We start from the raw sequence: 19,885 nt of genomic DNA, 5'->3' as shown, positions 1-19,885 counted from the left end.
TGCGGTGCCGCTTGGGAGCGGCCCGGCACTGCCCCGCAGTCAAAGACACCACTTTCCAAGAGAGCCCACCATGCGCGTCAAGAGCATCCTCACCGAAGCCAAGCAGATCGAACGAGCCGTGCAGCTCATCCACCTGGGCGCTCGCCTGCAGCTGCTGGAGTCGGAGACGGATCTCTCTTACGAGCGCCTGCTGCGCCTGTACAAGGAAGTGAGCGGCAAGTCGCCCTCCAAGGGCCAGCTGCCGTTCTCGACCGACTGGTTCATGACCTGGCAGCCCAACATCCATGCCAGCCTCTTCCTGAACATCCACGAGTACCTGAACAAGGCCGCGGAGATGGACGAGATCGACACCGTCATCAAGGCCTACCAGCTCTACCAGGAGCAGACCACGGCCCAGGGCCTGGAGGCCATGCTGTCGGTCACGCGGGCCTGGCGCCTGGTGAAGTTCGTCGACAACGGCATGCTCACGCTGACCAAGTGCTGCAAGTGCAATGGCCAGTTCGTGACCCATCCGCACGAGATCGCCCGCCACTTCGTCTGTGGCCTGTGCAACCCGCCGGCCCGCGCCGGCAAGGGCCGCGCACAGGGTTCCATCCAGATGCACTGAGGCGGCTCGCCGCATGAAACCCGCCCGCGCCAAGCCGGGCGCCTGTGCCGGCCTGCTGCAGCGCGCCGCCGCGCTGCTGGCGACTGGCCAGACGGCCGAAGCGGCGCAGCTGCTCGCCCAGGCCGTGCAGCAGTTCCCGGCCGAACCCGAGCCCTGGCTGCGCCTGGGCAACCTGCTGGCCGGCGCCAGTCACTGGGAGCGGGCCGAGCGCTGCTACGCGGCCCGCTGTCGCCTGAAGCCGCCGGCCGCGCCCGCCTTCTACAACTGGGGCGTGTCGCTCAGTGAACTGGGCCGGCACGCCGAAGCGGTGGCGGCTTACCAGCGCGCGCTCGCGCTGCGTCCGGCTGATGCCCCCACCCATCACGCCCTGGCCTTGGCCCAAGCCGCGTTGCGGGACTTCCCCGCAGCGTTGGCGGCGCTCGACCAGGCCCTGGCACTCGCGCCGGCCGAGTTCGCCTACCGCATCGAGCATGCCCGCACCCGGGTGCGCATGGGGCAGTGGGCGGCGGCGCTGGACGAACTGGCCCTCCTGCCCGAGCAGCCCGTCGTGCTCAACCTGCGGGGGATCGTGCTGCGCCAGCTGCAGCGCCCGGCGGAAGCCTTGGCCTGCTACGACCGCGCGCTGGACTTGCAACCCGGCCTCACCGAGGCGCTGAACAACCGCGGCAACCTGCGATTGGTCCAGCGCCAGTTCTCGGCGGCACTGCAGGATCTCGACCAAGCCCTGGCCCGCCAGCCCGAAGGCGACTGGCTGCCGGGTCTGCGCCTGTACGCCGCCATGCATCTCTATCAGTGGGACGGCTTCGACGACCAGCTGACCCGCGTGCGCCAGGGCGTTGAGCAAGGCCGGCGCGTGATTCAGCCGTTGGCGCTGCAGTGTCTGGTGGATGACCCGGCGCTGCAGCAGCAGGCTGCCCGCATCTGGGCGCAGCACAGCTTCCCGGCACAGCCTCAGGCGGCGCTGCCAAGCCCGCCGCCGGGCGAGCGCTTGCGCCTGGCCTACCTGTCGCGCGACTTCCGCAGCCATCCTGTGGCCTTCCTGATGGCCGAGGTCATCGAGTTGCATGACCGGTCCCGCTTCGAAGTGATGGCGCTGAGCTACGGCCCCGCGCCGGCCGACCCGATGCAGCAGCGGCTGCGCGAGGCGTTTGATCGCTTCATCGAGGTCGAGGCGCTGTCCGATGCACAGGTGGCCGAGGCCGCACGTGCGCTGGGGGTGGACGTGCTGGTGGACCTGACCGGCCTGACTGATGGTGCCCGTACCGGCATCCTGGCCTGGCGGCCAGCGCCGGTGCAGATGCTCTATCTGGGCACCCTGGGCACGGCGGGTTCACAGGTCTTCGACTACCTGCTGGCCGACGCCACCACCGTGCCGTCCGAGACCCGCGCCGCCTACGACGAAGCGATCGCCTGCTTGCCCAGCTACCAGCCCAACGACCGCCAGCGGCCACGGCCGCCAGCGCGACCGGGTCGAGCCGCGCTGGGCCTGCCGGTGCAAGGCTTCGTGTTCTGCTGCTTCAACAATCCCTGCAAGATCACCCCGTCGCAGTTCGCCACCTGGGCCGCGATCCTGCGTGCCGTGCCCGAGAGCGTGCTGTGGCTGCTCGACGAAGACCCGCAGGCTGCCGCCCAGTTGAGGCGTCATGCCGAATCGGCGGGCCTGGCGCCGCAGCGGCTGGTGCTGGCACCACGCATGCCGCGCGAGGCCTACCTGGCGGCGTTGGCCGAGGCGGATCTGTTTCTGGACACCTTGCCCTACAACGCCGGCACCACCGCCAGCGATGCGCTGTGGATGGGCCTGCCGGTGCTGACCTTGCCGGGGCAGGGCTTCCAGTCCCGGGTGGCCGCCAGCCTGCTGCGGGCGGTGGGCCTGCCCGAGCTGATCGCCCGCGATGAGGCGGACTACGTGTGCCGCGCGGTGCAGTTCGCGACCGATGCCGGGCTGAGGGCGGCGGTGCAGCAGACACTGGCGGCCCGTGAACACTCGGCGTTGTTCGACACGCCGAGCATCACCCGGCATCTGGAGGCCGCGTATCTGCACGCCCACCAACGGCGTCTGGCCGGCGAGGCGCCGGCTGACTTCAGCGTGTCAGGCGGGCAGGGCTGAGGGCGCGTCGCCCGCCAGCGCGCGGTCCCACATGCGTTCGAACAGGGCCTCCAGGTCGCGGGTGAAGCGCGGGGTGTCGTACAGGCCGCTGGGACGGCGGGCGATTTGTTCACGCAGTTGCTGCCGCGCTCGCGCATCGCGTGCCAGCGCCAGCACGCAGGCGACATAGCCCGCCTCGTCGTCGGCGATGCAGCCGGTCAGACCCGCTGCATGCAAGATGCTGGCGGCGACCCGGCCCGGGAAGCTGTCGTTCTTCAGCGTGACCACCGGCACGCCGGCGGCCAGCGCGTCGCTGGTGGTGGTGTGCCCGTTGCAGGGCCAGCTGTCCAGCGCGAGGTCGGCGACGGCGAGTCGGGCGAGGTGGGCGTCCATGTCCACCGGCGGCGCAAAGACCAGGCGCTCGTCTGCCAGGCCGGCACCCCGTGCTGCGGCCCGAAGGTGCGCATCCGCCTGCTCGCCACCGCTGAGCTGCCACAGCTGGGCCTCGGGCAGCTGCTGCAGCAAGCCCATCCAGCAGGTCCACAGCCCGGGCGTGATCTTGTAGGGGGCGTTGGCCGAGAGCAGCACGAGCGCATCGTCGCGTAGCCCGACCGCCGTGCGCGACGGTGGCGCGGTGGGCCGACGCTGGCGGTCCTGCGGCTGGTAGCAGCCCGGCAGTTGGGCGATCTGCTCGCTGTAGTCCGCCGCATGGGTCAAGGGCGTGACCACCCGGTCGCCGATGACGTAGTCCACATAGGCCGCGCCGCTGGTGCCCGGAAAGCCGAGCCACGTCGCCTGCACCGGCGCCGGCCGGCAGGCGAGGGCGGCCAGGCGGCTGCCGGCGGTGTGGCCTTTCAGGTCGACCAGCAGGTCGATCTCGTCGGCCCGGATGCGTGCCGCCGTCGCGGCCAGATCCAGCGCGGATACGTCCACCACATGCTCCGCAGCGGCGCGAATCCGGCGGGCCAGCGGCGAGCCATCGTCCGGCCCGTGGCTGTACAGCGTCACCTCGAAGCGGCGACGGTCGTGGCATTCCAGTGCATCGACCAGCAGGGCCGCGGTGGCATGGGCGTGGAAGTCGGCCGACAAATAGCCCAGGCGCAGGCGTTCCCGCGCCACCGGTTGGCGCGGCGGCAGGGGGCGCAGGCCACGGCTGATCTGGCGGCTGGCCAGGCTGGCCGCATGGCGCAGTTCGGCGCGTGTATGCGGCAGGCCCACCAGCGCAAACGGCATGCCGTAGACATCTTCGGCAGACGCCGGCGTTGCGGCCAGGGCGGTGCGCAGGGCGTCCAGGTCGGCATCAAAGCTCGACCAGTCGGCCGCCTTCTGCGTGGCATGGATCAGGTAGCCCTGTGCCATCAGGTTGCCGGGCTCCAGCAGCGCAGGTGTGCGCAGGGCCTCGGCGGCCTGGCTGTGCAAGCCCAGGGCCTGCAACGCAAAGCCCAGCTGCACATAGCTGTCGATCTCGGTCGGTGCCAGGGCCAGGGCCTGCAGCAGCAGGTCGACCGCCTCGGCGGCGCGGCCGGCGTGTCGCAGAGCCTCGGCCTGGCTGCGCAGGCTGGCCGGGGTCACGGCGCGGCGGCGGGCTCAGGCCGGCTCGCCACCACCAACAGCGAGATGCCGTTGAAGAAGAACATGCCGTCGATCTGCCAGTTGGTGTACTTGCGGATCACGTTGGTCAGCGTGTAGGGCGTGTACCAGCAGTTGTGGTCGGGGTGCACGACCTCCACGAAGGTCTGGGCGCCGCTGTTGTAGTCGAAATGCCGCCGGAAGCACGAGTAGGCGTCGGGCACCGTCAGGATGTATCGCTGGGCGCCCACGGCGTCGAGCTGGCGCAGGAAGCCCTGCACGTCCGGCACATGCTCCATCACCTCGGGCGCGAGCACGGTGTCGTAAGGGCCGGTCACGTCGGCCCAGTCGCTGTACAGGCGCCCCTTCAAGTGAGGCTGCATCAGGGAGAAGGCCTCGCCATGGATGTCAAAGCCGTCGAGCTGGCAGTGCCCGTCCAGCTGCAGGTGCAGGGAGCGCTTGAGGTCGGTGATCGGCCAGTCCACGCAGCCCACGTGCAGCACGCGCTTGTCGGCGCACAGGGCCGCGAACACGTCCAGGCGCGGCAGGCCCAGGAAATCCTCGCCCACCTTGATCTTCTGCACGAAGTATTTCTGGTGCGCGTATTCCAGCGGCGAGACGGGCAGGTCGTCCACGGGCTTGTTCTCTGTAGCCAAGACGGCGCTCATGCGACTTTCCTCCGGTGCAGTTCGTCGTACTTGCCCAGGGTGCTGCCCCATTCCTGGCCGGCGAACACCAGGCCGCCACCGCTGTACTCGAAGCCGGTGAAGTGGCGCGGGATGAAGAAATGGCTGGGCCAGACGGTCAGGCCGCCGTAGCGCTGGGCGCGCACCTGCTCGGTCAGGTAGAGCGGGCCGACGCTTTGCCAGGCCATGCGGTCGACCACGCTGGGCTCCTTCTGCAGGTCCAGGATCATCTGGCCGAAGAAGGGGTTCTCGGGCTTGGAGGCCACGTAGCCCGCGGCAATCAGCCCCGGGCGGATCAGCTCGTTCTCCCAGCAGGCGCAGGCCTCGCCTTCGAACAGCCAGTCTTCCAGCGGGCGGCGGCAGATGCTGTCGGCGTCCACGACGAAGCCGCCCTCGTGATACAGGATTTCCCAGCGCATCAGGTCGGCCACGCCGTTGAGCTCACGGCCGGCCATCTCGCGCATGTGGCGGGCGTTGATCCAGCCGTAGGTCGCGAGCTCTTCGTTGCCCCAGACGCGCACGGTCCAGTCGGGGTTGTGCTGGCGCCAGGTGGCGATGCAGTTGTCGGGGCGCTTGGATTCGTCGCCGACCCAGATGACGTGCAGGGTGCGCGGGATCATGGGAAGCCTCGCGTGGTGGGAGAGACTTTCACTCTAGGCGCCCCGCCGGTCGGTTGAAAGCCGGTACAGAGGGGGAAAAGCCGGCCTGACATCCTCCCGCTGCGGCCGTGGCGGCGCCGACAATCGTGGCATGACCGCTGCCGCACCGCCGCGCCGCCTGGCCCTTGTCGTGATCGCACGAGACGAAGCCGCACGCATCGGCCGGCTGCTGGACAGCGTGCGGCCCTGGGTGGACGAGATGCTGGTGCTGGACACCGGCTCACGCGACGACACCGCCGCCGTGGCGGCGGCGCATGGCGCCCGGGTGGCGCATTTCGCGTGGCGTGACGACTTCGCCGCTGCGCGCAACCACGCGCTGGCCTTGGCAGCGGCCGATTGGCATCTGGTGCTGGACGCGGATGAATGGCTGATCGACGGCGGCCCGGCACTGGCCGCGCTGCGCGACAGCGCCCCCGGCTTCGTCGGCGCCCTGCAGTTGCGCGATCAGTTCGACCAGGGCGCAGGTGTGATCGGCGAGGCCAGCGCCTGGCTGAGCCGCGTGCTGCCGGGCGACGTGCGCTATGCCGGCCGGGTGCACGAGCAGCCCGTTCATGCGCGGCCGGTTCAGCGCCTGCCCTTGGTGGTGGGGCATGACGGCTATCTGCCAACGGCGCTTGCCGCCAAGCAGGGCCGCAACCGTCGCCTGCTGGAGCAAGCCCTCGCCGAGCATCCCGACGACGCCTACCTCTGGTATCAGCTCGGCAAGGATTGCGCCGTCTACGACGAGCATGCGGCGGCCGAAGCCGCCTTCGAGCGCGCCTGCGCGCTGCCTGGCGCGGCGGCCTCGCCCTGGTGGCTGGACCTGCTGGCCCGCCGCCTGTTCGCACTCAAGTGCCTGGGCCGGCATGCCGAAGCCATGGACTTCGCCCACACCCAGCTGGACGTGGCGGGCGAGTCGCCCGACTTCTTCTTCGCGATGGGCGACCTGCTGTTGGACCTCGCGGCCAGCCAGCCCGCCGAGGCCGACCAGTTGCTGCCCATGATCGAGACGGCCTGGCAGCGCTGCCTGGATCTCGGGGAGCGGCCGGAGCAGGTCGGCTCGGTGGCTGGCCGCGGTAGCTACCTGGCCGCACACAACCTGGCCGTGGTGCTGGAAGGCACAGGCCGGGCCGACGAGGCGGCCGCCTTGCGGGCCGCGCATCCCTGGCCGTGCTGACACGCGGGCGTCTGTTCCGTTGGGTCGGCGCCTGGCCGCTGTCGGCGCTGCTGGTCTGGCTGGCGGCCTGGGGCGTGCATGCGTTGCTCCTGGGCCTGGGTGCCGTGCCAGCTTTCATCGGCGCGACGCTGGTGGGTGCGGCGCTGTCGGCCGTGTACGAGCGGCGCTGGCGCCGCGTGATGGTGGCCGCGGGCTTTCCGGTCTCGCTGCTGATGTCGGGCGGGCCGGGCGGCGCGCCGGCCTGGCTGTGGCTGCTGCCGCTGGCCCTGCTCTGGTGGCTGTACCCGCGACGCAGCTGGTCAGAGGCGCCGCTCTTCCCGACCCCTGGCGGGGCGTTGTCGACCCTGGCGACGGTGGCGCCCCTGCCGGCAGGCGCGCGCGTGCTGGATGCCGGCTGCGGCGTGGGTGATGGCCTGCGTGAACTATTGCGCACTTTTCCGGCCGCACAGGTCGAAGGCGTGGAGTGGAGCCGGCCGCTGGCCTGGGTGGCGCGCCTGCGGGTGCGCGGCGCCCGGGTGCGCCAGGGCGACCTTTGGGCGGACGACTGGTCGGCCTTCGCCCTCGTCTACGTGTTCCAGCGCCCCGAGTCCATGCCGCGCGTGTGGGCCAAGGCGTGCGCGGAGATGGCGCCCGGCAGCTGGCTGGTCAGCCTGGATTTCGCGGTGCCCGACGTGGCGCCCGTGGCGAGCTGGCAACTGCCAAGCGGCCAGTCCGTGTGGGTTTACCGCCCCTTGAGGAAAGCTGCGTCAAAGCCTGCCAATTGACGCCTTGCAGCCGCAGGTCGGCGCGGCATACTTGCTCAAGCCCCCCGGCACCGGGCCGATATGGCCTGAACATCTCCAACTCGATCACGCATGTTCGTCATCATCGGCTGGGCCGTCTCCATGGCCTGCATCTTCGGCGTGTTCATCGCCCACGGCGGGAACATCGGCGTCATCCTGCACGCCTTGCCCTTCGAGATGATCACCATCTTCGGGGCCGCCATCGGCGCCTTCCTGGCCAACAACCAGATGAAGGTCGTCAAGGCCACGGCCGCGGGCCTGGGCCGGTGCTTCAAGGGCAGCAAGTACAGCAAGGCGCGCTACATGGAGCTGCTGGCGCTCATGTACGACATCCTGCAGAAGGCTCGCAAGGAAGGCCTCATGTCCATCGAGAAGGACGTGGAGGACCCACATTCCAGCCCGCTCTTCCAGAAGTACCCGGTGGTGGGCAACGACCACCACGTCACCGAATTCATCACCGACTACCTGCGCATGATGGTGTCGGGCAACCTGAACGCCCACGAGATCGAGTCGCTGATGGACAGCGAGATCGAGACCCACCACCAGGAAGAGCACGCCGCCGTGGCAGCGCTGCAGCGCCTGGCGGGTGGCCTGCCGGCCTTCGGCATCGTGGCCGCCGTGCTGGGCGTGGTGAACACCATGGGCTCGGTCGGCCAGCCGCCGGCGGTGCTGGGCGGCATGATCGGCTCGGCACTCGTCGGTACCTTCCTCGGCATCTTGCTGGCCTACGGCTTCGCCGAGCCGCTGGCTGGCCTGCTGGAACAGAAGGTGGAAGACGGCGGCAAGGAATTCCAGTGCATTAAGACCACGCTGCTGGCCAGCATGCAGGGCTACGCCCCGCAGGTGGCCATCGAGTTCGGCCGCAAGGTGCTGTTCTCGGGCGACCGGCCGTCGTTCAGCGAGCTGGAAAGCCACGTGAAGAAGAAGTGATGGCGGTCCTTGCCCACGCAGTCTGGCCACAAAGGCACAGAGACACAGAGGCGCACGTTTTCCTCGGTGTCTCTGTGCCTCTGTGGCTGTGTTCGTTAGCCTTGGAGGAACGCCGTGGCTGGTGACGCGAAAAAGCTGCAGCCCATCATCATCAAGAAGGTGAAGAAGGGCGGCCACGCGGCGCATGGTGGCGCGTGGAAGATCGCCTACGCCGACTTCGTCACGGCCATGATGGCCTTCTTCCTGCTGATGTGGCTGCTGGGTTCCACCACCGAGGGCGACAAGAAGGGCATTGCCGAGTTCTTCCAGTCACCGCTTCGCGTGGCGATGCTCGGCGGCTCGGGTTCGGGCGACTCCTCCAGCGTCGTGCGCGGCGGCGGCAAGGACCTCACCCGCGAAACCGGCCAGGTCAAGGAAGGCGAGAGCAACGCCAAGAAGTCGAGCTACACCTTGCGCGCCCTGAAGGAAGAGCAGCGCAAGGCCGAGCGTGCGCGGCTGGAGCAGCTCAAGACCAAGGTCGAGGAAGTGCTGGCCGAGAACCCCAAGCTCGCCGCGCTCGGCGGGCAGATCCGCCTGGACATGACCAAGGAAGGCTTGCGCATCCAGATCGTGGATGAGGGCAACCGGCCGATGTTCGACAGCGGCAGCGCCGTCGTGAAACCCTATATGCGCGAGCTGCTGCAGGAGCTCGGCAGCGTGCTTACCGAGGTACCCAACCGGCTGACGGTGGAAGGCCATACCGATGCCCAGCCGTTTTCCGCGGGCGACAAGGGCTACAGCAACTGGGAGCTTTCCGCGGACCGGGCCAATGCCTCACGCCGTGAGCTGGTGGCCGGCGGGCTGTCGGAGGCGCGCATGCTGCGCGTGCAGGGCCTGGCGGCCAGCAAGCTGCTGGACGCGAAGGACCCCAACAGCCCGCTGAACCGCCGCATCAGCATCATCGTGATGAACCGCGATGCCGAAGACGCGGTGCTGAAGAACCTGCCGGACGAGCCCGATGGCGACGCCGCGGGCGGCGATCCTGCACAGGCGGCGCCAGCCGGTGCAACGGAAGTGCCCCGCAGCGGCAAAATGCCGCAAAACGCGGCGCCCGCGCCGGCTCGCTAGAACTAGACTGCGGCCTGACCCCTGAAATCCCGCCAGTTCCCGAGAGAGGACCGCCATGAGCGCTGACATGAAATTCCTGGTTGTCGACGACTTCTCCACCATGCGTCGCATCGTGCGCGGCCTGCTGAAAGAGATCGGCTACAACAACTGCGAAGAGGCCGAAGACGGCGTCGAAGCGCTGAACATGCTCAAGGGCTCGAAGTTCGACTTCGTCGTCAGCGACATCAACATGCCCAACATGACGGGCTTCGAGCTGCTGAAGGCCATCAAGGAAGACCCCAACCTCAAGCACCTGCCGGTGCTGATGGTGACGGCCGAGGCCCGCAAGGAAGACATCGTGCTGGCCGCCCAGTCCGGTGCCGCCGGCTACATCGTCAAGCCCTTCACCAAGGCCACGCTGGAAGAAAAAGTCCAGAAGATCATGCAGAAGCTGGCTGCTGCCGCCTGATAACAAAGAACAAGGGGACTGCCATGTCGATGGAACAGTTGGACAAGCTGGCCGGAAGTTCAGAGCCGCTGCTCGTCTCTCCCGAGGTCTTCCAGCAACTTGGCACCATCACCCGCACGCTGCACGACACCATGCAGCGCCTGGGCGTCATGCCCAAGCTGCAGGTCGCGACCGACGGTCTGCCGGATGCCCGCAGCCGCCTGAACTACATCGCCACCAAGACGGCTGCCGCAGCCGACAAGGTGCTGAACTCGGTCGACCAGGCCAAGGTTGAGCACGCCGGCATCAGTGCCGCGACCAAGCAACTCGCCGAAGCGCTGGTGGCCGACCCGGTGCGCGCCGTGGCCAGTGGCGCCGTCATGAACTTCGTCAAGGACGTCGAAGCCCGCACCGCGAGCATCGACAACCACCTGACCGACATCATGCTGGCCCAGGACTTCCATGACCTCACGGGTCAGGTGGTCGCCAAGGTCGTGACCCTGGCCAATGACCTGGAAGACAGCCTCGTGAAGCTGCTGGTGCAGGTCGTGCCGCCGGAGCAGCGCGAGAAGGTCGATCCCAACATCCTGCAAGGCCCGGTCGTCAACCCGGAGGGCCGCACCGACGTGGTGGCCAACCAGGGCGAAGTGGACGACCTGCTCGCCAGCCTGGGTTTCTGAACCCCTGCGCTCAGGCGCAGCCACAGAAGCCGGCCTCGCGCCGGCTTTTGCGCTTTCTGCGGGCGCGCTCAGTCGGAGCTGGATTCCGGCAACTCGCGGATGGCCTGGTTGAGGCGCTCCATCACCTGAGGCGGCACTTGCTGCGAACAGGCCAGGTAGCGCAGTTCGCCGCGCGGCATGTCGGCGAGGTCCACGCGTTCCACCGGCAGATCGGCCAGGTCGGGGTCGCGACGCAGCCAGCCCAGGTCTTCCTGGTCGATCAGCATGTAGTCCACCCGGTGAGCGGCCACCATGCGCACCAGTTGCATTGGGCTGAGCTGGGCCCGCAGCGGCGGCTTGGGTGTGGCGGCCAGCCACTGGTCGAGCTGGGCGCCGTAGGACACCCCTTCGAGCTGGCCCGGCTGGAAGCGGCCATCGGTGAAGAGCCGAGACGCCCGCGGCAGGCGCCGGATCTCGGCGGCCACGCTCGCATGAGCCAGCACTGCATGCGGCCGATCGCGGTGAATGGGCAGGCTGAAGCGCGCAAAGGCTGCCCGCTCGGGCGTCTTGTAGAGGCCCGGCGAGCAGACGGCCACCGCATTGGCCTGCAGGTGCATCAAGGTGCGGCGGATGGGCACTTCGGCGTATTGCGGCTCGATGCCCGCTCGCTTGAGCAGTTGGGCGGTGCGCACCATCAGGAAGCCGGCGGGCTTGCCATCCACGGTGTAGGTGTAGGGCGGCTTGTCGCGGTACTCGATGAGAAGTGTCGTGCGCGCGCCCGCCATGCCGCTCAATCCGGCGGTCAGCAAAGCGATCCATGGGCGCAGTCCACGCATCCCGCGAGCGTAGCTGCGGTGGGTGCCTTGCTCCGGGTGGCGGGGCGGTAATCCTGCACGCTTTGGCAGGCTCTGCCGGGGGTGCTCGGCGCAGAACAGCGGGGCGTCCACCCCGCTTTTCTCGCTCAAGTTCGGCGGGGCGGCTCGAACAATTCGGTCCAGCGCTGAAGAACCGCCATGGCCGACCAAGACGCACAGGACCGCAACCTACCCGCCTCGCCCAAGAAGATCCAGAAGTCTCGGGCCGAGGGGCAGCTGCCGCGTTCCCGGGACCTGCCGCATTTCGCGATGATGGTCGCCGGCGGCGCGGCGCTGAGCGTCGGCGGCCCGCAGATCGTGGAGCGGCTGCGCCAGATGTTGAGCACCGGGCTGCACTTTGATGCCAGCCTGCTGGCGCGCCCGGGTTTCATGGGCGAGCGGCTGGTGGACATGACGCTGGCGTTTGCCGCCGTCATGGGCCCGATTGCCGCGCTGATGGTGATCGTCGGCATTGCCAGCAACCTGGCCAGCGGCGGCTGGAACTGGACGATGAAGCCGCTGGCGCCCAAGTTCGGGCACATGAACCCGCTGTCGGGCCTCGGCCGCCTGTTCTCGGGGCAGGGCCTGGGCACGGCACTGAAGGCGGTGCTGCTGGCCTTGGTGCTGGGCATCGTCGGCGCCCTGGTGCTGAAAGACCGGCTGGCGGCCTATGTGAGCATCATGTCCGTGCCGCTGCCCTCGGCGCTGGCCTATGCCGGGCAGCAATTGATGGGCGGCCTCATGCTGCTGGCCATCGCGCTGGCCGTATTCGCCGCCATCGACGTACCGCTGCAGCGCCAGCTCTGGATGCGCCGCATGCGCATGACGCGTGAGGAAGCCAAGCAGGAACTCAAGGAGGTGGAAGGCAACCTCGAGGTCAAGGCCAAGATGCGCGCCAAGATGCGCGAGATGGCCAAGCGCCGCATGCTGGCCGCCGTGCCCCAGGCCGACCTGGTGGTCATGAACCCGACCCACTACGCCGTCGCCCTCAAGTACGAGGAGGGCAAGATGAGCGCGCCCAAGGTGGTGGCCAAGGGGGCCGACCTGCTGGCGATGAAGATCCGCGACCTCGCCCGCGAGAACAAGGTGCCAGTGCTGCAGCAGCCAGTGCTGGCGCGTGCGCTCTACGCCCACGCCAAGCTCGACCATGAGATCCCGGCGGCCCTGTTCGGCGCCGTGGCGCAGGTGCTCGCCTACGTCTACCAGCTGCGCGCGGCGATGAAGTCGCGCAACCTCAACACCCCGGACATGCCCAAGCCGCATGTGCCGCCCGAGCTCGACCCGCACAACAAGCCGGGCTGGGCGCCGGAACCCGATGAGGACTTCGCGGAATGACGCGCTGCCTGCCTCAGCCGAGCAACACAGCCACAAAGGCGCAGAGACGCGGAGAAGTCGGTGTCCTGCCCATGAGCTTCTCTGTGCCGCTTTGTCTCTGCGGCTGTGTTCGAGAGTCTTGACATGAACCCGCTGATCCAAAAACTGCAATCGCTCCTCGGCCCGCGCGCCGGCATCATCGCGGCGCTCGGCGCTCCGATCGCCGTGCTGATGGTGCTGTCGATGATGGTGCTGCCGCTGCCGCCGTTTGCGCTGGACCTGCTGTTCACCTTCAACATCGCGATGGCCGTGATGGTGATGATGGTGGCGGCTCACATGGTCAAGCCGCTGGATTTCGCTGCCTTCCCGACGGTGCTGCTGCTGACCACGCTGATGCGCCTGTCGCTGAACGTGGCCTCCACGCGCGTGGTGCTGCTCGAAGGGCACACCGGCACTGGCGCGGCGGGCAAGGTGATCGAGGCCTTCGGGCATTTCCTGATCGGCGGCAATTTCGCGGTCGGCCTGATCGTGTTCGCCATCCTGGTGGTCATCAACTTCATCGTGGTGACCAAGGGCGCGGAGCGCATCGCCGAGGTCGGCGCGCGCTTCACCCTGGACGCCATGCCCGGCAAGCAGATGGCGGTGGATGCCGACCTGAACGCGGGCCTCATCAACGAAGCCGAGGCCAAGCGCCGCCGGGCAGAGTTGTCCGACGAAGCCGACTTCTTCGGCTCGATGGACGGTGCCAGCAAGTTCGTGCGCGGTGACGCGGTGGCCGGCATGCTGATCCTGGCGATCAACATCGTGGGTGGCTTCATCATCGGTGTGGCCCAGCACAACTTGAGCGCCGGCCAGGCGGCCAACAGCTACATCCTGCTGGCCGTGGGCGATGCGCTCGTGGCCCAGATCCCGGCCCTGCTGATCTCGGTGGCGGCCGCCATGGTGGTGTCGCGCGTGGGCACGGACAAGGACATCGGCAGCCAGATCGGCCGTCAGGTGTTCGGCTCGGCCAAGAGCATCGCCATCACCGCCGGCGTCATCGCCGCGCTGGGCCTGATCCCGGGCATGCCGCATGTCGTGTTCCTGCTGATCGCCTCGGGCCTGGGCTACCTGGCCTATTGGCTGCGCGCCAAGGAGCAGGCGATGGAAGCCGCCAAGGCGGTCAAGCCCATCATGCCCAGCAGCGAGGGCTCGGGCGAAGCCACCTGGGAGGACCTGGTGCCGGTGGACACCCTGGGCCTGGAGGTCGGCTACCGATTGATCACGCTGGTCGACAAGAACCGCGAAGGGGACCTGCTCTCGCGCATCAAGGGCGTGCGGCGCAAGTTCGCGCAGGAAGTGGGCTTCCTGCCGCCGCCAGTGCATATCCGCGACAACCTGGAGCTGCGGCCGAGCCAGTACCGCATCTCGCTGCGCGGCGCCGTCGTGGGCGAGGCCGAGGCCTTCCCGGGCATGTGGCTGGCCATCAACCCGGGTCACGCCACGCAGAAGCTCATCGGCACCCAGACCACCGACCCCGCCTTCGGCCTGCCGGCGGTGTGGATCGAGGAACGCCAGAAGGAGATGGCCCAAATGAGCGGGTTTACGGTCGTTGATTGCTCGACCGTGGTGGCCACCCACCTCTCACACTTGATGCAAGTGCACGCGGCCAAGCTGCTCGGCCGTGTGGAGACACAGGCCCTGGTGGAACACCTAACCAAGCAGGCGCCGCAATTGATTGAAGACGTGATTCCCAAGATGGTCAGCATCGCCACCCTGCAACGCGTGCTCCAGCTGCTGCTGGAGGAGGGCGTGCACGTGCGTGACATGCGCTCCATCGTCGAATGCCTGGCCGAGAACGCCGCCACCGTGACTGATCCCATGGAGCTGGCCCGCCGCATCCGCACCCACATCGCACCGGCCATCGTGCAGCAGATCTACGGCAGCGTGAAGGAGCTGGACGTGATCGCACTGGAGCCCGAGCTCGAGCGCCTGGTCACCCAGGCCCTGAACTCGCCGCATGGCGCGGCCCTCGACCCCGGCGTGGCCGACACCCTGGCCAAGAGCGCCGCGGAGACCGCCCAGAAGCAGGAAGACCGCGGTGTACCGGCGGCGCTGCTGGTGCCCGACCTGATCCGCGCGCCCATGGCCCGGCTGCTCAAGCGCGCCGCACCTCGCCTGAAGGTGCTCGGCCACAGCGAGATTCCTGAGACCCACACCATCCGCATCGGCTCCATCATCGGAGGCACAACATGAGCATGAATGTCCGAAAGTTCACGGCCCGCACGTCCCGCGAGGCCCTGGCGCTCGTCAAGCAGGCTTTCGGGCCGGATGCCGTGGTGCTGTCCAACAAGAACGTGCCCGAGGGCGTCGAGGTGCTGGCCATGGCGCCGGAGGGCATGGGGCAGATCGAGCAGATCGCCGCCACCGCCCCGCGCACCGTTGCCCGTGCGCAGGTGGCGCCGCCGCCGGTCATGCCGGCCCAGGGCGCCCCGCGGGCCAGCTTCGCCGAGCGCGCCCAGCGCCAGGAGCCCACCTTTGGCAGCCCGGAGGTGCGCGGTGATGTGGAGCAGCTGGCCATGAGCACGCTCTCGTTCCAGGACTACGTGCGCGAGCGCGTGCTGCGCCGCCGCGAAGCCGAGCTGGCTGGCCGCCCCGATCCGGTGATGCAGGCCGCGCCGCCGCCGGTGCAGCCGTCGGCCGTGTCGCTGGATGCTGCCCGCGCCCAGCGCGAGCGCCGTGCTGCCGAGGCGATGGCCGTGCTCGCGCCGCGCCGCAGCGCGCCACCGCCGGTCATGCCCGAGCTGCGCACCGCGCCGCCGCCGGTCATGCCCCAGGCCCGCCCCGCACCGCCGGTGCTGCGCGACGAGATCCGCATTCCCACCGCCGCCAGCGCCCGCATGGTGCCCACGCTGAGCGACATCGGCGCCGAGCCGCTGCCCCTGCCGGGCCAGCCCACGCCGAGCCAGCGCAGCCAGATGGACATGGCCGACGAGCTGCGCCAGATGCGCGGCCTGATCGAGGAACGCTTTTCCTCGCTGGCCTTCATGGAAAAGCTGCAGCGCCAGCCGGTGCAGGCGCGGTTGACGCAAAAGCTGCTGGAGCTGGGCTTCTCGCCTGCCCTGGTGCGCAAGCTGGCCGAGAGCTGCCCGTCCGACTTCAAGCCGGGTTCGCCCGCCGACCCGGCCGATGAGACCGCCTGGGCCGCGCATGTGCTGTCGCGCAACCTGCAGACCGACGAGGCCGCCCCGGCCATCGAGGACCGCGGCGGCGTCTATGCCCTGATCGGCTCGACCGGCGTGGGCAAGACCACGACCACCGCCAAGCTCGCCGCGCACTTCGCCACCAAGCACGGTGCCGGCCAGCTGGGCCTGATCACGCTGGACGCCTACCGGATCGGCGCCCACGAGCAGCTGCGCGCCTACGGCCGCATCCTCGGCGTGCCGGTGCACACCGCGCACGACCGCGCCTCGCTGGACGACCTGCTCGACCTGCTGTCGAACAAGAAGCTGGTGCTCATCGACACCGCCGGCATGGCCCAGCGCGACAGCCGCACCCAGGAGCTGCTGGAGATGCTGGCCCACCCGAGCATCAAGAAGCTGCTGGTCATCAACGCGGCGCAGCAGGGCGAGACCATCGAGGACGTGGTGAATGCCTGGAAGGGCGCGGCTTGCGAAGGCGTGGTGCTGAGCAAGATCGACGAAGCCGTGAAGCTCGCCCCGGCCCTGGACACCCTGATCCGTCACCGCCTGAAGGTGCTGGGCGTGGCCAACGGCCAGCGCGTGCCGGAGGACTGGCACCGCCTGCCCGGGGCCGCCCTGGTGCAACGCGCGCTGAAGAGCCCGGCCTCCGGCGCCTGGCGCATGGACAACACCGATGTGAACCTCATCTTTGCCGGCGCACCGCTGGGTGAGGGGCTGTCGCGGGCTGTCCATTGACACCTAGGTATTCGCGATGCCAGCGCCCAGGTACGCGGCCACAGAGACACAGAGGCTCAGAGAGGCTCGTGTGTACTCGAAGGGCTTCTCTGTGTCTCTGTGCCTCGGTGGCTGTGTTTGTCGGCCGTTGCACGCAGCCCGTCTGCTGCGCACGTCGGAGTTTTTGAAGTGAGCCTCCTACAAGACCAAGCCCACGGCCTGCGCCGCCTGTTCGCGGCCTCCAAGCAGCGCTTCGTGCCTGTCGTGGCCAACCCGCGCGTGATGGGTGCCGGGCTGCTGCTGGAAGGCCTGTGCGCCGCGTTCGCGGAGCTGAACCTGCAGACCCTGGTGGTGGATGCCGGCGTGCATTCGCCCCAGCCCTCGGAGCTGGCGCACGTGGACCTGTCCAACTGCATCGAGCGCCTGTCGCCGCGCGTGAGCTATCTGGCGGCCCGCGGCCTGCCGATGCGCTACATCAACCCGCAAGGGTCGGCGGCCTCCTTCCTGGAGGCGGTGGCCGAGGCGGCGCCCCAGGCTGACGTCATCCTGCTGCACGCGAGCGCGGCCGAACTCGCCCGCATCGTGGCCCTGCGGGAGGTGCGCCCGCTGCTGCTGGCCGACACCGACCCAGCCAGCGTCACCGAAGCCTACGCTGGCATGAAATGGCTCACGCAACGCGCCGGGCTGTTGGTCTACAGTCTGCTCATGGCCTGCCATCCTCAGCTGCGCGTGGCCACCCGCATCGCGCAACAGCTTCACTCCTGCGCCGACGGCTTCCTCGGCGCGGTGCTGCGCGACTGGGCCTGCCTCGACCCCCGGGCCTCGCACCACGCACCGCTGACGCCCGAACTGCGCCACCTGGCCCGCGAGCTGCTGCTCGCGGCGCCGCCCGGTGCTGCCGTGGACGCCTCTGCCGATGCCACCCCGCTGCGCCCGGCGCGCACGGTGGCATCCCCACACCTGACCGCTCACTGAACCGCCGGAGTTCACGCGATGTACACGCCCAAAGGCCGCCTCGACAACAGCACGCTGATCAAGCAGTACAGCCCGCTGGTGCGACGCCTGGCGCACCAGATGATCGCCAAACTCCCGGCCAACGTGGAGGTGGATGACCTGATCCAGGTCGGCCTGATCGGCCTGACGGATGCGCTCTCGCGCTTCGATGCCGAGCAGGGCGTGCAGTTCGAGACCTTCGCCACGCAGCGCATCCGCGGTGCGATGCTCGACGAGTTGCGCGGCGGCGACTGGATGAGCCGCGGCACGCGCCGCCAGCAGCGCGAGATCGAGGTGGCGGTGCACAAGGTCGAGCAGCGCCTGGGCCGAGCGCCCAGCGAAGCCGAGATTGCCGCCGAGATGGGCCTGCCGCTGGCCGAGTACCAGGACCTGCTGTCCAAGGTGCGCGGCACGCAGCTGGTGTATCTGGAGGACATGTCCGGCGATGACGGCGACGAGGACTTCCTCGATCGCCATGTCGCTGACGAGGCCAGCAACCCAATGGCCCAGCTGCAGGACCACCGCATGCGCGAGGCGCTGGTGGCGGCCATCAAGAACCTGCCCGAGCGCGAGCAGTTCGTGATGAGCATGTACTACGAGCACGACATGAACCTCAAGGAGATCGCGGCCGTGCTCAAGGTCACGGAGTCCCGGGTCTGCCAGCTGCACAGTCAGTCCATCGCCAGGTTGCGGGTTAAGCTGCGCGACTGGTGATTTAGCGGGGCGGCGCCCTTGAGGCCTCGTTCCCGGCCAACCGAGGGGACAAGTGCATGCTCAAGTGGCCCAAGGCGGGACGAACGAATCCTGCGGCAGTGCCTGACGACGCACCCCGGCGCGAGGACAGCGCCGCACTGAACGTCATCAAACGACTCTCACGGTCCATCTCCACCGTCGGCAAGGATGCTGCCGAGGTGCGGGGGGCGCTCGAGGACACCCAGCGCGTGGTCCAGCAGCAGAGCGAAGCCATGCAGGCCCTGGCCCGCCAGCTGCAGCAGATCAGCCAGGTGCAGGCGGCCATCACGGCGGCCACGGCTGAGAGTGCTGCCGCCGTGCAGCGCGCCCGCGGTGCGCTCGGGGGTGTGGGCAGCGAAGTCACCGGCATGGCCACGACCCTGGCCCAGGTGTCGGATGCCGCGGCCGAGATCACCAAGATCTCCCTGCAGACCCGGCTGGTGGCCTTCAACGCCGCCGTCGAGGCCAAGCACGCGGGGGATGCCGGTCGCGGTTTTGCCGTCGTCGCCGAGGCCGTGAAGGCGCTGGCGGGGCAGGTGGAAGCCTCGTCCAAGGCCATCGTCAGTGCCATCGCGAGCTTGCAGGACCGCATCGATCGCTTCAGTGCGGAGCTGACCGAGAACCCCGCCAAGCCCAGCCAGATCCATGCGGCGTTCAGCGCCGTGGAGCAGGACGTGCAGCGCATCGCCGCCTCGGCTGCCGACAGCGGTCAGCAGATGCAGTTGCTCAACGAACGCGCGCATGAGCTGGACCGCGAGGTCACGCAGGCCTCGCACGGGCTGAAGGTGGCCTTCGATGGCAGCGACCGCTTCCTGCGCATGGCGGAGGACCTGGTCGAGCAGATTGCCGAAAGCGGGGTCGAGGTGGACGACATGCCCCTCATCCGCACGGCGCAGCAGGCTGCTGGCGAGATCGCCGGGCTGCTGGAGGCCGCGCTGCGCGACGGCCAGATCTCCGTGGCCGACCTGTTCGACGAGAGCTACCGGCCGATTGACGGGACCTCGCCTCAGCAGCACACCACGCGCTTTTGCCAGCTGACGGACCGGCTCTTCCCCGCGGTGCAGGAGAAGATGCTCGGCGTGAGCGATCGCATCGTGTTCTGCATCGCGGCCGACCGCAACGGCTACATCGCCACGCACAACCGCAAGTACTGCCAGGCCCAGCGGCCGGGCGACACCGTCTGGAACACGGCCAACAGCCGCTACCGCCGCATCTTCAATGATCGCACCGGCCTGGCCTCGGCCCGCAACACCCGGCCCTTCCTGCTGCAGACCTACCGCCGAGACATGGGCGGAGGCCGCTTCGTCGTGCTGAAGGAAGCCGCCGCGCCCATCGTCGTGCAGGGGCGGCACTGGGGTGGCTTGAGGCTGGCGTTCAGCTTCTGAGCCGGGCAGGGCCGCGGGGCCTCGCCGCGCGGCGAGGTGTGGC

Annotated in this window: 18 protein-coding genes; 14 read left to right on the top strand and 4 right to left on the bottom strand. The window is 68.8% G+C overall.

Annotation, left to right across the window (positions count from 1 at the left end; translation table 11 throughout):
• Positions 1–70: 70 nt before the first annotated feature.
• Both flhC and CDO81_RS05185 read left to right on the top strand, forming a co-directional pair.
• Positions 71–607, top strand: coding sequence for a flagellar transcriptional regulator FlhC (gene flhC, locus CDO81_RS05190; protein WP_088482042.1), 537 nt, complete (start codon positions 71–73; stop codon positions 605–607).
• Between the two features lie 13 nt (positions 608–620).
• Positions 621–2,714 (top strand): O-linked N-acetylglucosamine transferase, SPINDLY family protein, encoded by a 2,094-nt coding sequence (locus CDO81_RS05185; protein WP_088482041.1) that lies wholly within the window; start codon positions 621–623, stop codon positions 2,712–2,714.
• Here CDO81_RS05185 and CDO81_RS05180 read toward each other — a convergent pair.
• The 3 genes from CDO81_RS05180 to CDO81_RS28675 are packed head-to-tail and all read right to left on the bottom strand — an operon-like array spanning position 2,697 to position 5,568.
• On the bottom strand, positions 2,697–4,265 hold the full coding sequence (locus CDO81_RS05180; RefSeq protein ID WP_088482040.1) for an O-linked N-acetylglucosamine transferase, SPINDLY family protein: 1,569 nt from the start codon (positions 4,263–4,265) through the stop codon (positions 2,697–2,699). The genes CDO81_RS05185 and CDO81_RS05180 overlap by 18 nt on opposite strands.
• The gene (locus tag CDO81_RS28680) at positions 4,262–4,930 is read right to left on the bottom strand and encodes a class I SAM-dependent methyltransferase (protein WP_241516845.1); all 669 of its coding nucleotides are present in this window, start codon (positions 4,928–4,930) and stop codon (positions 4,262–4,264) included. Before CDO81_RS28680 ends, CDO81_RS05180 begins: the two co-directional genes overlap by 4 nt.
• Positions 4,927–5,568, bottom strand: coding sequence for a glycosyltransferase family 32 protein (locus CDO81_RS28675; RefSeq protein WP_241516844.1), 642 nt, complete (start codon positions 5,566–5,568; stop codon positions 4,927–4,929). The genes CDO81_RS28680 and CDO81_RS28675 overlap by 4 nt, the downstream gene beginning before the upstream one ends.
• Before the next feature lie 130 nt (positions 5,569–5,698).
• On the opposite strand from CDO81_RS28675, the gene CDO81_RS05170 reads away from it, so the two are divergent.
• From CDO81_RS05170 to CDO81_RS05145, 6 genes are all read left to right on the top strand, one after another.
• The gene (locus CDO81_RS05170; protein WP_088482039.1) at positions 5,699–6,763 is read left to right on the top strand and encodes a glycosyltransferase; all 1,065 of its coding nucleotides are present in this window, start codon (positions 5,699–5,701) and stop codon (positions 6,761–6,763) included.
• The gene (locus CDO81_RS05165; RefSeq protein WP_241516843.1) at positions 6,757–7,527 is read left to right on the top strand and encodes a class I SAM-dependent methyltransferase; all 771 of its coding nucleotides are present in this window, start codon (positions 6,757–6,759) and stop codon (positions 7,525–7,527) included. Before CDO81_RS05170 ends, CDO81_RS05165 begins: the two co-directional genes overlap by 7 nt.
• A 90-nt stretch (positions 7,528–7,617) precedes the next feature.
• Entirely contained in the window at positions 7,618–8,475 is an 858-nt protein-coding gene (gene motA, locus CDO81_RS05160) for a flagellar motor stator protein MotA (protein ID WP_088482038.1), read from the top strand.
• 114 nt (positions 8,476–8,589) lie between these two features.
• Positions 8,590–9,582, top strand: a complete 993-nt coding sequence (gene motB, locus CDO81_RS05155) for a flagellar motor protein MotB (RefSeq protein ID WP_088482037.1) — start codon at positions 8,590–8,592, stop codon at positions 9,580–9,582.
• A gap of 55 nt (positions 9,583–9,637) precedes the next feature.
• Positions 9,638–10,030, top strand: coding sequence for a chemotaxis response regulator CheY (cheY, locus tag CDO81_RS05150; protein ID WP_088482036.1), 393 nt, complete (start codon positions 9,638–9,640; stop codon positions 10,028–10,030).
• A gap of 23 nt (positions 10,031–10,053) precedes the next feature.
• Entirely contained in the window at positions 10,054–10,689 is a 636-nt protein-coding gene (locus tag CDO81_RS05145) for a protein phosphatase CheZ (RefSeq protein ID WP_420893072.1), read from the top strand.
• A gap of 68 nt (positions 10,690–10,757) precedes the next feature.
• On the opposite strand, the gene CDO81_RS05140 is transcribed toward CDO81_RS05145, so the two are convergent.
• Positions 10,758–11,504 carry a transporter substrate-binding domain-containing protein gene (locus CDO81_RS05140; protein ID WP_088482034.1) on the bottom strand — a complete coding sequence of 249 codons (747 nt, stop codon included), beginning with the start codon at positions 11,502–11,504 and terminating at the stop codon, positions 10,758–10,760.
• A 177-nt stretch (positions 11,505–11,681) separates the two neighbouring features.
• Here CDO81_RS05140 and flhB point away from each other — a divergent pair, with 177 nt between their 5' ends.
• The 6 genes from flhB to CDO81_RS05110 all read left to right on the top strand — a co-directional run bounded on the left by flhB (position 11,682) and on the right by CDO81_RS05110 (position 19,842).
• On the top strand, positions 11,682–12,857 hold the full coding sequence (gene flhB, locus CDO81_RS05135) for a flagellar biosynthesis protein FlhB (protein WP_088482033.1): 1,176 nt from the start codon (positions 11,682–11,684) through the stop codon (positions 12,855–12,857).
• A gap of 123 nt (positions 12,858–12,980) precedes the next feature.
• Entirely contained in the window at positions 12,981–15,071 is a 2,091-nt protein-coding gene (gene flhA, locus CDO81_RS05130) for a flagellar biosynthesis protein FlhA (protein WP_088482032.1), read from the top strand.
• Entirely contained in the window at positions 15,068–16,753 is a 1,686-nt protein-coding gene (flhF, locus tag CDO81_RS05125; RefSeq protein ID WP_241516842.1) for a flagellar biosynthesis GTPase FlhF, read from the top strand. Before flhA ends, flhF begins: the two co-directional genes overlap by 4 nt.
• A gap of 168 nt (positions 16,754–16,921) precedes the next feature.
• Positions 16,922–17,707, top strand: a complete 786-nt coding sequence (locus tag CDO81_RS05120) for a MinD/ParA family ATP-binding protein (protein WP_193466481.1) — start codon at positions 16,922–16,924, stop codon at positions 17,705–17,707.
• A gap of 18 nt (positions 17,708–17,725) precedes the next feature.
• Positions 17,726–18,439 carry an RNA polymerase sigma factor FliA gene (locus CDO81_RS05115; RefSeq protein ID WP_088482030.1) on the top strand — a complete coding sequence of 238 codons (714 nt, stop codon included), beginning with the start codon at positions 17,726–17,728 and terminating at the stop codon, positions 18,437–18,439.
• Between the two features lie 56 nt (positions 18,440–18,495).
• The gene (locus CDO81_RS05110) at positions 18,496–19,842 is read left to right on the top strand and encodes a methyl-accepting chemotaxis protein (protein ID WP_088482029.1); all 1,347 of its coding nucleotides are present in this window, start codon (positions 18,496–18,498) and stop codon (positions 19,840–19,842) included.
• The last annotated feature ends 43 nt before the right edge of the window (positions 19,843–19,885 follow it).

The sequence above is a fragment of the Roseateles puraquae genome, from assembly GCF_002205845.1.
GTDB classification, from domain to species: domain Bacteria; phylum Pseudomonadota; class Gammaproteobacteria; order Burkholderiales; family Burkholderiaceae_C; genus Pelomonas; species Pelomonas puraquae.
The sequence above is the reverse complement of the archived record's forward strand: the minus strand, read 5'-3'. Positions and strand labels throughout refer to the sequence as shown.

Bases quoted from the DNA above. Each gene is read 5' to 3' on its own strand.
- CDO81_RS05115 (WP_088482030.1), top strand. From the start codon at position 17,726: ATGTACACGCCCAAAGGCCGCCTCGACAACAGCACGCTGATCAAGCAG.
- flhC (WP_088482042.1), top strand. From the start codon at position 71: ATGCGCGTCAAGAGCATCCTCACCGAAGCCAAGCAGATCGAACGAGCC.
- flhB (WP_088482033.1), top strand. From the start codon at position 11,682: ATGGCCGACCAAGACGCACAGGACCGCAACCTACCCGCCTCGCCCAAG.
- CDO81_RS05170 (WP_088482039.1), top strand. From the start codon at position 5,699: ATGACCGCTGCCGCACCGCCGCGCCGCCTGGCCCTTGTCGTGATCGCA.
- CDO81_RS05185 (WP_088482041.1), top strand. From the start codon at position 621: ATGAAACCCGCCCGCGCCAAGCCGGGCGCCTGTGCCGGCCTGCTGCAG.
- CDO81_RS05145 (WP_420893072.1), top strand. From the start codon at position 10,054: ATGTCGATGGAACAGTTGGACAAGCTGGCCGGAAGTTCAGAGCCGCTG.
- flhA (WP_088482032.1), top strand. From the start codon at position 12,981: ATGAACCCGCTGATCCAAAAACTGCAATCGCTCCTCGGCCCGCGCGCC.
- CDO81_RS05110 (WP_088482029.1), top strand. From the start codon at position 18,496: ATGCTCAAGTGGCCCAAGGCGGGACGAACGAATCCTGCGGCAGTGCCT.
- flhF (WP_241516842.1), top strand. From the start codon at position 15,068: ATGAGCATGAATGTCCGAAAGTTCACGGCCCGCACGTCCCGCGAGGCC.
- CDO81_RS28675 (WP_241516844.1), bottom strand. From the start codon at position 5,568: ATGATCCCGCGCACCCTGCACGTCATCTGGGTCGGCGACGAATCCAAG.
- motA (WP_088482038.1), top strand. From the start codon at position 7,618: ATGTTCGTCATCATCGGCTGGGCCGTCTCCATGGCCTGCATCTTCGGC.
- cheY (WP_088482036.1), top strand. From the start codon at position 9,638: ATGAGCGCTGACATGAAATTCCTGGTTGTCGACGACTTCTCCACCATG.
- CDO81_RS05140 (WP_088482034.1), bottom strand. From the start codon at position 11,504: ATGCGTGGACTGCGCCCATGGATCGCTTTGCTGACCGCCGGATTGAGC.
- CDO81_RS28680 (WP_241516845.1), bottom strand. From the start codon at position 4,930: ATGAGCGCCGTCTTGGCTACAGAGAACAAGCCCGTGGACGACCTGCCC.